Raw genomic sequence first — 12,224 nt, 5'->3', positions numbered from 1 at the left:
CCGCGCGCGGGCGGCGGCCGCTCGCCCACCCCCCCGCGCCGAAGACCCCTGCTCCTTCTGTCTGATCCTCGGGAAGGTGTACGAGAACCTGTCGGCGCCCCCTGGAAGGTGGACGTCACGGGCGTGACCGCCGTGGACGCGACGATCGGGTCACCGGTCTTCGCGTCCTTCATGACGACCTGGCGGACCGGCTCAGCCGGCTTGTCGTCCGTGAAGCTGCCCCACTCCTGCCCGTCGAGGTACGGCGTCACCTGGCGGCCGCGCATCTTGACGTCGATGTCGTAGGACCTCTTGGTGGCCTTCACCTGCAGGTCGTAGTCGTGTAGCAGGCGCGGGCGTAAGGTCGACGGCATGGATGCGCTGACGCCCTGCCTCGTCCTGGCCGGCGGTCTGGTGGTCGGGCCGGCGCTGCGGATCCGTCGTCGTGGCACCGCCGGTGGCGGACTGGGCGGGGCGCTCGCCGCGTACGAGGAGGCTTTCCGCGCCACCAGTCACGCCGCGCACTACGCGATCCGGGCCCAGGGCGACCGCAAGACGCCCACCGGCTCCCCCGACCCCTTGCAGCCCCGACGGAAGAAGGGCTGAACATGGGCGAGTTCTGGCCCGTGGCGGACGTGCTGGCGCATCTCGCCGGGCGCTGGCGCGTGCAGCGCACGGTGCGGGATCTCGCGAGCGGCGACGAGGGCCGCTTCGAGGGCACGACACTCTTCAGCCCGCTCCCCGAGGGCGGGCTGCTGCACGAGGAGTCCGGCACGTTCACCTGGCGGGGCGTCGCGCGCCCCGCCGAACGCACCCTGCGCTTCCTGCCCGGCGGTTCACCGGGCACCGCGGACGTGCGTTTCGCCGACGGGCGCCCCTTCCACCACCTGGACCTGACCGCCGGTCACCACGTCGCCGACCACCCCTGTGCGGCGGACCTCTACCGGGGCGAGTTCACGGTCCGGGACGCCGACCACTGGCGGACCGTGTGGCGGGTGGGCGGCCCCGCCAAGGACCTCGTCCTGACCACCGACTACGCCCGCGAGGGCTGAACCGGCGTCCCGTCGAAACGCAGGTTCCACCGCCCGGCGTGACCCGTCACGGTGGTCGTCGACAAGGGGCGCACGTCGATGTTCCAGTACGTCGACGGCGGCGCCTTCAGCGCGTACACCAGGGCCGCACGGACGACGGACGGCTCGGCCACGGCGACGATCCGGCCGCCGTCCTCGACGGGCCGGGTGTCGAGCCAGTTGCCGACCCGGGCGATGAAGCCCATCAGCGACTCGCCGCCGTGCGGAGTGGCCCGCGGGTCGGCCAGCCAGGCGTCCACCGCCTCCGGCTCGCGGGCCATCGCCTCGCCGAGGGTCAGCCCACGCCAGCGGCCCATGTCGCAGTCCCGCAGGGCGAGTTGGACCAGCGGCGCATAGCCGAGGGCGTCGCCGGTGGCGCGGCTGCGCGGCGTGGGCGAACAGTAGCGCAGCTCCGCCGCCGCGAGCGGCACCAGATCACGGGCGACGCGCTGCACCTCGTCCCAGCCGGCCTGGTCCAGCGGACGGTCGTCCTCGAAGCGCTCGGCGAGCAGCGGGGAACTGCGCGCGGCGGCGACGAAAGTGACCCGAAGTTGCATGCGGCGATGGTGTGTCGGGAAAGTGCGCAGGTCAAGGGGTGTTGGTGAGCATTCACCGACGGTGCCCGAAAACTTACTTCAAGGTCAGGACCTGCCGGACAAGTCACTCGAAAACGAGGGCCATCCAGATGTCCGGCTGCGCCAGCGGCTCGAATCCGAGCTTCGCGTAGACCCCGTGCGCATCGGCGGTGGCGAGCATGATGCGCCGCAGCCCGTACGGCTCCAGATGATCGCGCACGGCGCCCACCATGGCCGTACCGATGCTCTTGCCGCGCACGGACCGGTCGACGTAGACATCACACAACCAGGCGAAGGTCGCCCGGTCGGTGACAACCCGGGCGTAAGCCACCTGCTCACCGGAAACCATGTCGTACACCCCGAAGTTGAGCGATCCGGCCATCGCCCGCTCCTGCTTCTCCCGCGCCCGGCCCTTGGCCCAGTAGGCATCGGTGGCCAGCCACCGGTGGACGCGGTCGACGTCGAGACGGTCGGGGTCGGTGGAGATCTCATAGCCCGCGGGAAGGCTCGGGGTGTCGGTCATGTCGGGACACTCGCAGGCCGGGGCCGAAGGCGTCGAGTGGTTTTGACCGGAACCGGATGCTGTCGGGGTTTCAGGGGCGCGGGGCTGTATCGGCCTGCGGCTCCGCCGCGGGGCGCGACCAGCCACGACGGCGCAGCAGACGGTCAACGGCCCGCTACCCCACCTCGTCGCAAGCCACCCGCAACCGCCGCACCCCCTCCGCGACCTCCCCGCTCCCCGCGACGGCGGCAAAGCTCAACCGAGCGTGCGGTGCCGAAGACTCCGCACTGAAGTACGGACGGCCTGGCGTGATGGCAACGCCCGCACGCAGCGCCGCCGCCGTGAGGGCGGATTCGTCCGTGCCGTCGGGCAGCCGCAGCCACAGGTGGTAGCCACCCGAGGGGATGTGCGGGAGGGACAGTTCGGGGAGCTCCAGCCGCAGCGCCGCCGTCATGGCGTCACGGCGGGCCTTCAACTCCGCGGAGATCGACCGCAGATGGCGCGGCCAGGCGGGCGAGCCCACAAGTTCGAGCGCCGCCTCCTGCAGCGGGCGGGGCACGAAGAAGGTGTCGACGACCTGGATGGCACGCAGCCGTTCCAGGACCGGGCCGTGGGCGGCCAGCGCGCTCACCCGGAAGCTGGGCGAGGTCGCCTTGGTGAGCGAGCAGACGTGGACGACGACTCCGTCGGGGTCGTCGGCGGCCAGCGGACTCGGCAGCGGCCCCGCGTCCTCGTGCACGAGCCGTCGTACGAAGTCGTCCTCGACGACGAACGCGCCGGCCTCGCGGGCGATCCGCAGCACCTCCCCGCGCCGTTCGGGGGCGAGTACGGCGCCGGTCGGGTTCTGGAACAGCGGCTGGCAGACGAAGACCCGCGCGCCGGTGGCCCGGAACGCGTCCGCGAGCAGCGCGGGCCGCACCCCGTCCGCGTCCACCGGGACCGGCACCGGCCGCTGGCCCGCCGCCCGCGCGATCGCCAGCATGCCGGGATATGTGGGCGATTCGACGAGCACCGGCGCACCGGGCGGGGCGAGCGCGCGCAGCGCGGTGGTCAGCGCGGACTGGCCGCCCGCGGCGATCAGCACTCCGGCTGCGGTGACCTGGCCGCCGATGCTCCGCGCGAACCACTCGCGCAGCTCCGGCAGCCCCTCCATCGGCGGCCGCCCCCAGGCGCCGGGGCGACGGCCCGCCCGGGACAGGGCCGCCGCCATCGCCCGCTCGGGCTGCAGGGACGGGTGCAGATAGCCGCCGTTGAACTCGACGACTCCGGGCGGCGGGGCGGCGAGCGACACCGTGACCCCGGAGGCGTCCACGGAGCGCGGTACGAGGTCGGCGGCGCCGTCCGCGCTGAGGGCGACCTCCTGCCAGGAGGTGTCACCGGCGGGAGCGACCCCGCCGCGCGGCTCGGCACGGAAGGCGCCGGCGCCCGGCCGGGTCACCACCAGCCCCTCGGCGGCCAGTTGCCCCAGGGCACGCGAGACGGTCACCGGACTGACCCGGAACCGCTCGACGAGGGACCGGCTCGACGGGAGCTTTCCACCAGGTGAGTAGCGGTCCAGTTCCCTCCGGAGCTGCTTCACCAGTTCACCGACACTGCTACGCTCGTGCATGAGAGCACAGAGTAGCGCTACTACCACCAGCCGGATAGCGGTCGGCAGCGAGACCCGGCCGATCGTCACGGGCACCCAGGTGGCCGCGGCGAACCGCCGCACCGGCACCCTCCTGGCCGCCCTCGGCGTGGTCGCCTTCTCCCTCACCTTCCCCGCCACCGCCTGGGGCCTGGAGGGCTTCGGTCCCTGGTCCCTGGTGGCCGTGCGCAGCGTTCTCGCGGCGCTGGTCGCGGGGGCCTGTCTGCTGGCCCTGCGCGTGCCGCTGCCCGGCCGGAGGCATCTGGCGGGCCTGGCCGTGGTCGCCGCCGGGGTCGTCGTCGGCTTCCCGCTGCTGACCACGCTGGCCCTGCAGACGTCGACCACCGCGCACGCCGCCGTCGTGGTCGGCCTGCTCCCGCTCACGACCGCCCTGTTCTCCGCGCTGCGCATGGGCACCCGCCCCTCCCGCACCTTCTGGACGGCGGCCCTCGCGGGCGCGGCCGCGGTCGTCGCCTTCACGGTGCAGCAGAGCGGCGGCGCACTGACCACCGCGGACCTGTATCTGTTCGGCGCACTGCTGGTGTGCGCGGCCGGCTACACCGAGGGCGGCCGGCTGGCCCGGGTCATGCCGGGCTGGCAGGTCATCGCCTGGGCGCTGGTGCTGTGCCTGCCGCTGAGCATGCCAGCCGCCGCGCTGGCGCTGTCGTACGAGCCCGTACGGCTGAGTGCGCACAGTGTGGCCGGGCTGCTGTGGGTCGCGGCGGGCTCACAGTTCCTCGGCCTGGTCGTCTGGTACCGGGGGATGGCGGCGATCGGCATTCCCAAGGCCAGCCAGTTGCAGTTGGCCCAACCCCTGCTCACACTGGTGTGGTCGGTGCTGCTGCTGGGCGAGCACCTGACGGTGGCCGCCCCGCTGACGGCCGCGGCGGTGCTGGTGTGCATCGTCGTCACGCAGCGGGCGCGGGGCTGAGCGGCGCAGGTACGCGCCGGTTCCAACCGTGGCCCCGCGCCGTAGACTCAAGGCCACGGACCGCTGCTCCCGCACCCGGTGAGGAGGCCCTACAGATGCGTGCAACCGTGGGCGACCAGCTTGTCCAGCACGGCAGGGTGGTCGGCCAACACGACAAGGTCGGCGAGATCGTCGAAGTACTGGGCCAGGAGGGCAACCCTCCGTACCGCGTCCGCTTCGAGGACGGGCACACGGGCATCTGCTCGCCCGGCCCGGACACCGAGATCCGCCACAGGGAAATCCAACACTAGCGCTCCGCCGGGCGCCGATCAGCGCGGGGGCCTCGCCGGCTGCTGGTAGTGGTCGGCGACCACCCGCGCCATCGCGCCGATCCGGTCCGTCGCCACGTCCTTGGCGGCGAAGAAGACGTGTCCGCGCACCTGCGGATAGTCCTTGGCCAGGGTGAGGTGGCGGGAGAGTTCGGCGACGTCCTGCCAGGGCGCCGACTGGGCCGGGTCGCCCGCCTTGTACAGGGCCTCACCCACGTACACCTGCGTGCCGGTGCCGCGCGCGACCTCCGACCACCACGGCAGCAGCTTGGCGTAGTCGGCGGCGGCGAAGCCGATGTTCCAGTAGACCTGCGGCCACGTGTATCTAGTGTGACAACAGGGCTAGTCTTGGCACATGACGACCGCGACAGCAAGCCTTGAGCACTCGTGGACCGAGGGTGAGCTGACCGAGCTTGCACACCTCAAAGCCTTGAACGAGCAGCTCCCGGAGGACTCCCCTCGCGCTCTGCTCTCAGTCCGTCTGTCCGTCCTGACCGACGACACGACGTCTCCGGTTCGCCAAGAGCTGGATCTCTGGCGCAAGGCGAACGACGACAGGGTCAGGGTCGTGGGCGTCGCCAGGGACTTGAATGTCTCGGCTACGAAGGTCCCGCCGTGGAAGCGCAAGGAACTGGGACGCTGGCTCAACGACCGGTCCCCGGAATTCGACGTCCTGATGTTCTGGAAGCTGGACCGCTTCGTCCGCCGCATCCTGGACCTACAAGTGATCATCAACTGGTGCCAGGAGTACGGGAAGAATCTCAAGTCCCTAAACGACCCGATCGACCTATCCAGCACCATGGGCAAGACAATCGTCTCTCTCATCGCTGGCATGGCGGAGATAGAGGCCGCGAACACCGGCATCCGAGTCGCTTCCGTATGGCAGCACGCCAAGACACAAGACGCTTGGATTATCGGTCGGCCCGCTTACGGATATGTTACGGAGAGAGACAAGGACGGAAAGGTCCGCCTCGCAATTGACCCTTCTGCTTACAAGGTCTTGCGATGGGCTTACGCGGCCGCACTACGCGGCGTCTCTGCCTCCAAGATGGCCAAGATCCTCAATCGCGCAGGAATCCCGGGGGCCATCGGGGGAAAGTGGACCTCAACCACTCTACTGATCCAGCTTCGCAACCCGGCCATAAAAGGACTACGCGTCGAGGTCGCCGGGAGGACTGGACGGAAGCGCTCGAAGGAAGTTCTCGATACCAAGGGCAATCCCATCAAGGTCGCGGAACCCATCCTGAATCAGGAAGAGTTCGACAAGCTACAGGCAGCGTTGGACCGGGCCAGCAGGACCAACGAGAATCCGTGGACGCCCGGGGCGACCAAGTTCCTTGGCGTCATCGTGTGCCGCAACTGCAAGGGCAACTACACCGTACGAACGTCCACCAGTCGGGGAGTTCGGTACAAGTACCTTCGCTGCCGTGTATGCGGGGGAAAGGGAGCAGATCCGAAAGAGCTTTACGCTGCTCTCGTGGAGGCCGTGCTTGAGGAGCTCGGGCACCACCCCGTTGAATACAGGGAATACGCCCGTGGCGCGGAAAAGCGGGAGCAACTCCGCCAGGTGGAAGCGTCTATCAAGTACTACATGGAGGGCCTTGCCCCAGGGGGCCGCTTCGACCGACAAGGGTTCGTCAAGGAGACAGCGGAAGAAACCCTTCAGTCCCTGCTCCACCAGATGGACGAAATCGACCCAGAGAGCACCAAAGACAGGTGGGTACTCGTTCATGGCGGTCGCACATACCAACAGCAGTGGGAGGACGGCGGCATGGAAGCCATGTCCCGTGATCTCGCCCGCGCTGGTATAAAGTTTGAAGTGGGCTACAACGAATCCAATGAGCTTGAAGCGGATCTACTGATCCCGGAAGACGTGCGGGAACGATTGGTAATCCGAGAGGATGCCTTCAAGACTGGATTCTGAGAATCCAAAGAAACCCCGGTACCAAAACTGGTTCCGGGGTTTCTTTCCGTCAGGACTCCTTTATCCGGACGAGCTTCTTTTCTCCATCGCCGCTTACTCGATAGACACGAACAGTCAATCTTTCGACGGCCCGCTGGCGGGAGATCACCTCACCGGAACGCGATTCCTTTCCATTCTTCTTGTGGCGCTCCTTATCCGGCATATTTCCACCCCTCGGCGATCATGTCCCGCCTGATCTCGCGTAGGCTTGCCAGGTCTTCGGCAATACCGAGAGCGAAATCAGCCTCTCCGGGGGTGTAGCCGGATCCGGCGTAACGCCAGTTCGACTCTGTGACGATGTCCGGCCCGCCCATGGGCTTGGTGTCGCCCTTGCGGTAGTCGGCCCGCTCCTCACGCAATGCGCCGTACGTGGTGGAGTAGCGGCGGGATTTGGTGAGGATGTGGCCCCGGTAGCCGAGGCTGTGCGCCCACGACCGCAGCCGGAGGTGCTCCAGCTCCACCAGGCCGCCCAGGCGCCAGCAGGTACCCATCAGGGCCCGCATGTGGCTGTTGACGACCGCCGCCCGGATGTCCTCCAGGCTGGTGACCCGGTAGTCGAGTCCGGCGCCCGTGTCGGCTGCTCCCTTCGTAACGTACTTGGCCACGTATCCGGCGACCGCCGAATCTGATGGGTTGTCATTTTCGGTGACGGGACGGATGGGGTGGGCATCGAACTGCCCGCCCCAGGCAACCCGTTCCGTGCCATACGCCTCGGAGGCCGGGACCGTGACGAAGCTGGACGCGGCGGCATGCTCGACCGCATCCAAGAGCACGTCTTCTGTCGCCCAGCCCGGAGCAGACGAGGCGGGACCGTCCGGCCCGTCCATCCGCACGATGCCGTGGAAGTGGACCGCACCGCGCCGCTGGAACTCGGCAACCTTGGCGAAGGACACCACCAGGTGCCCACCGAGCTTGGAGCGCGGCACCCCACCCGCCGAGGCCAGATAGCGGCGCACGGCTGTGGTGAACCGGTCCCACAGTCGCCCGGCGTGCGCGTGCCACAGCACATGACCGGTGTAGTCGTAGCAGTCCGGGCACAGCGGCAGACCCACCATCGGCTCATCCTCGGTGTGCACCAGGCCGCAGCCCAGCCGCCGCCCGTGCTCGCAGCGCGGATCATCCCGGCGAGGACGGCACCGCTCCCCGTCGCGCACCCGGTGCACCGGCCCGAAGGACGGAGCGGTCAGGGTGACGAACAGCCGGGGACGGTCCCGCACTGCATCGGGCACGCCCTTGCCGCCGGTCAGGCCCGCGCGAACGAGCTGGAAGGTGTCCCCGGCATGCAGGTAAGCGCACGGCTCGCATACCGAGGCACGCCGGTTACGGCAGCGCACCGCCAGCCGCTCACCAGGCTCCTCGTCCGTTGAATAGGACGAGATCACTTCACTCGTGACCGCATGACGGGTGACCGTGGAACCGGACAGGTAAATCGGATGGGCACAGCCGCCGATTGCTTTGATCTGCTCTTGCCATCGCACAAAGAGCGGATCGTTGAGGAGCCGTATGAGGTCACGGTCCGCCTCTGAGAGAGCTTGTAGACGTAGTTCGCGTGCCAGCGCGTCGGAATGCCCGGCCGGAGCGGACGATGCGGCGGACGGGCGGGTTGCAGGTGTGCTGTTGTTGCCGGATGCGGCAGACATGACGCGGCCTCCAGAGCCTCAAGTCGGGAAGTAGGTAACGGGTATTCATGGCTTCTCTCCTTTGCGCTTACAGGGCGCGTATGCTGCATACGCCCTGGTCAGGCGCAGCCAACTTGCCTTTGAATTGTATGAGTCGGCGCCATCAGCGGCCCGTTATTTTTTCGTGATGCACCCCACCGGCCCGGCGGGAACTCTTTGAGCTGTACCGAAATCTCCCGGAATTAGAATTCCGTCAGCCGCGCCAGCTCACTGCGGAGCGCGGACCCGATTATCCTTTCGCCAGGTGCATTTGATGGGCTGTCAGGGCTTCGAGGGGCGGAGGATCCGGGCAGCAGTGAGCCGTTCCTGCCGATCCGGCCGGTTGCGGTTCGGGCCGTGCGCCCAGCGGGAGACGGGAGCGGGCAGCGGTTCAGGGCGTGGCGGAATCTGGCTTTACTTTCTCCAGGGCGCGCCTTCGGCGCGCCGCCGGATGCGGCTTGCCGCACCCCGGCCCGGCATGCGGCCTTCGGCCGGTCCGGTCCGGGGCGCCGCCGCCCCGGCGCACACCAGGCGAGCCCAGACGTGCGCCAGATCCAGCACGGCACACCTTGCCCGCCCTATCCGATGGACTCTGACCCGAGACTCACGGCGTCCGGCACCACGGCCACCGATCCGCTCCACGGCCCCTCACCGGCCAGCCCTCACACCGGCTCCGGCCAATCGGTGCTGTTTCTGAACCGGCCCCGATACCTCTGCCCCGGGGCCGCTGCGACCCCTCTCACCTTCGCCCTGCTGGTCTTCGGAGCCCTCTGCGCCCTGCTGAGGCTATGGCAGAAAAACCACGTGGCGCATGGGTGCTCCTTCAGGGGCCTTCCGTGCGTCGCCCCTCCGCCTCGGACGCGGTCCGCAATGATCACTCAGAGCGATCACTTGATCAGCGTCCGGATCCAGTAAGGAGAAGCTCACATGTTGGAAGGCATTGACGACGACATGAGCAATGTCATTGTCGACGAACTGGCCCTCTTCGAGGACCACAAGGGGAAGTTGCACAACCGCATGCTGCTTGCCGACATCACGGACGCGTCTCGCGTGGGTAATCTGGCACTGAGGTTGGAGCAGATGTTCGGCGTCGACGTTGTCGATGACGCTGCGGAAAAGTGGGTCACTGTCCAGGACGTCATCGACACCATCAACTCGCTTCAGAACAGGTGAGGCCAGCGGCGGAGCGAGGGCCAGCCGTCGCAGAGCTCCCGGGCTTCCCGGTCCCTGGATGACCCTTCTGATGAGCTGCCCCAGCACGTACGCCGCATCTGTCACGTGTTGTCACGTGAGCCCCACCGGTTTCCGTTCGGGAAACCTTGGGCTGGGGGCCGACGGCCTACGAGGCTTTTAGGCAGCCACCATGGGGCGAGCCTCGAAGAACAGGGGGCCGATCGGGCTATTGCGGGCAGGCTCCAAAACCTGCCCGATCCGCTGGCGAGCGTAAGGCCCCCTGTTCACTCGCCCCATGGCAGCTCCCGCCCAAAAGCCTCTACGGCCGGCGGCGTGCCCAAACCGCGCCACTACCAGGGCAAAGACCCGCCCCCGCCAGGGCTTCTCAAAGTGGGGGGAGACCTCGATCAGCAACGCCCGGCGGGGGCGGGAGAGCTACGGCAGCCCGGAACCGGACGCCGCCCCGACGCCCAGCACGAAACCGCACGAACCCGAGATGAGAACAATCAGCAGCGGCCCGGCGAAACGGCCTAACCAGCCCACAGCACGGCGCATCACACGTGCCTCCAGGTGCGCCACGGACGGACGATGCTTTCGCGGAAGGTGTGGTGCGACGGATTCCGGCCGGAGTGTGCCAGTGCCCAGCTCTGAGGATCAGCGAAGTCCTTGCTGGCCGCCGAGGACTCCTCACATACCGCGCACTCCATCGCGTACGTGGTCGGCTCCGCATCCGGCTCACGGTCCGGCGTCAGCGTCCACGTCTCCTGACGGATCACCGAGCGCACGCTCACAGCCCTCGCCCCGTCCGCTCGTTGGCCGCATTCACACCTGCGCTCAGCCGCTCCGAATCGGTGGCCGGACGGATCCGGTCCGGGTCCGCCTCCCACTCACGGCCACCGCCGACCGGCCGCAGCATCGCGTACGGACCGGCCTTGTCCTGGTACTCCCCGACCCTGCGCGTCACCGGGTCGTACACCAGCTCGCCGCGCTCAGGGATGCCTGCCTTGGTTGTTGTTCCTTGAGTCGCCATGGCAATGACGCTACGTAGCGGAAGGAATACACCTCAATGGCACTTTGACGGGGCGTCGCCCCGAAGTACCACGCCACGTCACACGGGTACGCCGATTGCGTCGGCCAGCTCCCGCATGTCAGTGCTGAGGGTGCGCCGACGAGCGATCACCCGAGCGAAGATGTCGCGCGCGTACCGCTGGTTGGGCAGCCACTGAGGAGCGTCCGCCCGGATGCGCTGCAAGACCTCGACCGTTTTCACGTAGTCGCGCGAGCGAGCATGCGCCTCTGCCACGTCCAGGAGGTGACGGTTTCGGTTGTTGGACGTGGGCCGCATGCCGCCGGTCGGGATGCGCGCCGAGAGCTTGAGTACCAAGTCCGGCTTGTCGACGATCATTGCGTTCTCGGCGCGCTTCAAGGTCACCGTGACCGGACCGAACGCCTGCAGGAAGTCGTCACGCGGAGCGAACTCCCGCCCCATCGCCACCGCTGCCGAGTTGGCGTAGCGCAAGGCATCGTCGGCCTCGCCGGGCCGGTTGTCCCGGATCGCCGCAGCGGAGGCCCGCAGCAGCAACCAGCCCCATGCGCTCAGCTCCGCTGGAGTCGCCCGCGAGATGCGCGGCTCCACCTCATCCGCCCACCGGGTCGCCAGTTCCCGCGCCTCAGCCAGCCGACCACGCCTCAGCAGAAGCCAGCACTGTGTGCTCACTGTCGCTGCCGCCTGAAGCCGGTCCGAGGACTCCTCCAGGGACCGGGACAAGGCGACGTCCGCCGCCTCGAATTGCCGCGTCTGGGTGAGCAGCCAGCCCGTCAACTGCGACAGCCTCACACGCACTGCTCGCCCCTCGGGACCGCTCTCGGCGATGAGATCAGCATCCCGCAGCAAGGGCGGAAGGATCACGCTCAACTCCGCGAAACGATCACCAGAAAAAAGCGGGAGCGCCGACTCCAGGGCTTCTTGCACGCCTGTCACGGTCGGCTCTTCGGCCACCCCGTCCGCCCGCACAGGGGCCACAAGCGCACGCCGGACAGCCTCCCACCGATCACCGGCTCCAGGCGCCGTCTGCCGCTCTTCCTCGTGATCGGCCATGAGGCTGGTAGTCGGCACCCGTAGCGTCTGCGCCAGTCGGCGCGCGGTCTCCAGGCGTGTGTCAGCCCGCTCTCCCTGCTCCAGCTTCCTGATCAAGGACAGGGATACGCCGGACTCGCTCGCTAGCTGACGCTGCGTCAGGCCGCGTCGCTTGCGTACCTCCTGAAGGCGCTTGCCAATGTCGGCACTCATGATTCGAGCGTACGGCGACGGCCGGGGAGCCGGGGCGCCTCTTCCCTCTTTGGAGCAAGGCCGGGAAGTTAAGGATCTTCTGGTCGGTGTCGAGCGTGTCGGGTCAGCAGGCGAGGGCGTAGGTGGCGGGGCCGGTCTTGTGGATCAG

12 protein-coding genes and 2 pseudogenes are annotated in these 12,224 nt (G+C 68.3%); 6 read left to right on the top strand and 8 right to left on the bottom strand.

Translation table 11 applies throughout. The annotated features are described in order from the left end of the window. Positions 1 to 69 precede the first annotated feature (69 nt). A pseudogene (locus tag AB0N07_RS47805) lies at positions 70 to 290 on the bottom strand (hypothetical protein); the annotation flags it as partial. Between the two features lie 61 nt (positions 291 to 351). On the opposite strand from AB0N07_RS47805, the gene AB0N07_RS47800 reads away from it, so the two are divergent. Both AB0N07_RS47800 and AB0N07_RS47795 read left to right on the top strand, forming a co-directional pair. Further along, positions 352 to 585 carry a hypothetical protein gene (locus AB0N07_RS47800; RefSeq protein ID WP_365846783.1) on the top strand — a complete coding sequence of 78 codons (234 nt, stop codon included), beginning with the start codon at positions 352 to 354 and terminating at the stop codon, positions 583 to 585. Positions 586 to 587: 2 nt separating this feature from the next. Next, positions 588 to 1,031: a DUF6314 family protein gene (locus tag AB0N07_RS47795; protein ID WP_365846781.1), complete on the top strand. Its 444-nt coding sequence runs from the start codon at positions 588 to 590 to the stop codon at positions 1,029 to 1,031. Here AB0N07_RS47795 and AB0N07_RS47790 read toward each other — a convergent pair. From AB0N07_RS47790 to AB0N07_RS47780, 3 genes are all read right to left on the bottom strand, one after another. Beyond that, positions 1,013 to 1,606, bottom strand: a complete 594-nt coding sequence (locus AB0N07_RS47790) for a histidine phosphatase family protein (RefSeq protein ID WP_365846779.1) — start codon at positions 1,604 to 1,606, stop codon at positions 1,013 to 1,015. The two genes, AB0N07_RS47795 and AB0N07_RS47790, sit on opposite strands and share 19 nt — an antisense overlap. A gap of 103 nt (positions 1,607 to 1,709) precedes the next feature. Next, positions 1,710 to 2,147: a GNAT family N-acetyltransferase gene (locus AB0N07_RS47785; RefSeq protein WP_365846777.1), complete on the bottom strand. Its 438-nt coding sequence runs from the start codon at positions 2,145 to 2,147 to the stop codon at positions 1,710 to 1,712. A 154-nt stretch (positions 2,148 to 2,301) separates the two neighbouring features. Next, on the bottom strand, positions 2,302 to 3,735 hold the full coding sequence (locus tag AB0N07_RS47780) for a PLP-dependent aminotransferase family protein (protein ID WP_365846775.1): 1,434 nt from the start codon (positions 3,733 to 3,735) through the stop codon (positions 2,302 to 2,304). Here AB0N07_RS47780 and AB0N07_RS47775 point away from each other — a divergent pair. Together AB0N07_RS47775 and AB0N07_RS47770 are read left to right on the top strand one after the other, a co-directional pair. Then, on the top strand, positions 3,734 to 4,684 hold the full coding sequence (locus AB0N07_RS47775) for a DMT family transporter (protein WP_365846773.1): 951 nt from the start codon (positions 3,734 to 3,736) through the stop codon (positions 4,682 to 4,684). The two genes, AB0N07_RS47780 and AB0N07_RS47775, sit on opposite strands and share 2 nt — an antisense overlap. 95 nt (positions 4,685 to 4,779) lie before the next feature. Further along, a complete protein-coding gene (locus AB0N07_RS47770; protein WP_099927555.1) occupies positions 4,780 to 4,974 on the top strand; it encodes a DUF1918 domain-containing protein in 195 nt (64 codons plus the stop codon). An 18-nt stretch (positions 4,975 to 4,992) separates the two neighbouring features. Here the strand turns inward: AB0N07_RS47770 and AB0N07_RS47765 are convergent. Then, positions 4,993 to 5,307: pseudogene (locus tag AB0N07_RS47765) on the bottom strand (hypothetical protein); the annotation flags it as partial. Positions 5,308 to 5,347: 40 nt separating this feature from the next. Here AB0N07_RS47765 and AB0N07_RS47760 point away from each other — a divergent pair. After that, positions 5,348 to 6,916 (top strand): recombinase family protein, encoded by a 1,569-nt coding sequence (locus AB0N07_RS47760; protein ID WP_365846770.1) that lies wholly within the window; start codon positions 5,348 to 5,350, stop codon positions 6,914 to 6,916. Between the two features lie 191 nt (positions 6,917 to 7,107). On the opposite strand, the gene AB0N07_RS47755 is transcribed toward AB0N07_RS47760, so the two are convergent. Further along, positions 7,108 to 8,595, bottom strand: coding sequence for a replication initiator (locus AB0N07_RS47755; protein ID WP_365846768.1), 1,488 nt, complete (start codon positions 8,593 to 8,595; stop codon positions 7,108 to 7,110). Positions 8,596 to 9,540: 945 nt separating this feature from the next. On the opposite strand from AB0N07_RS47755, the gene AB0N07_RS47750 reads away from it, so the two are divergent. Further along, positions 9,541 to 9,786 carry a hypothetical protein gene (locus AB0N07_RS47750; RefSeq protein WP_365846766.1) on the top strand — a complete coding sequence of 82 codons (246 nt, stop codon included), beginning with the start codon at positions 9,541 to 9,543 and terminating at the stop codon, positions 9,784 to 9,786. 787 nt (positions 9,787 to 10,573) lie between these two features. Here AB0N07_RS47750 and AB0N07_RS47745 read toward each other — a convergent pair. Together AB0N07_RS47745 and AB0N07_RS47740 are read right to left on the bottom strand one after the other, a co-directional pair. Further along, entirely contained in the window at positions 10,574 to 10,816 is a 243-nt protein-coding gene (locus AB0N07_RS47745) for a hypothetical protein (protein ID WP_365846764.1), read from the bottom strand. 78 nt (positions 10,817 to 10,894) lie between these two features. Beyond that, positions 10,895 to 12,076, bottom strand: coding sequence for a helix-turn-helix transcriptional regulator (locus AB0N07_RS47740; protein ID WP_365846762.1), 1,182 nt, complete (start codon positions 12,074 to 12,076; stop codon positions 10,895 to 10,897). Positions 12,077 to 12,224 lie beyond the last annotated feature (148 nt).

Source organism: Streptomyces sp. NPDC051172 (assembly GCF_040682555.1).
Taxonomy (GTDB): domain Bacteria; phylum Actinomycetota; class Actinomycetes; order Streptomycetales; family Streptomycetaceae; genus Streptomyces.
This window is presented reverse-complemented; position numbering and strand designations above follow the sequence as displayed.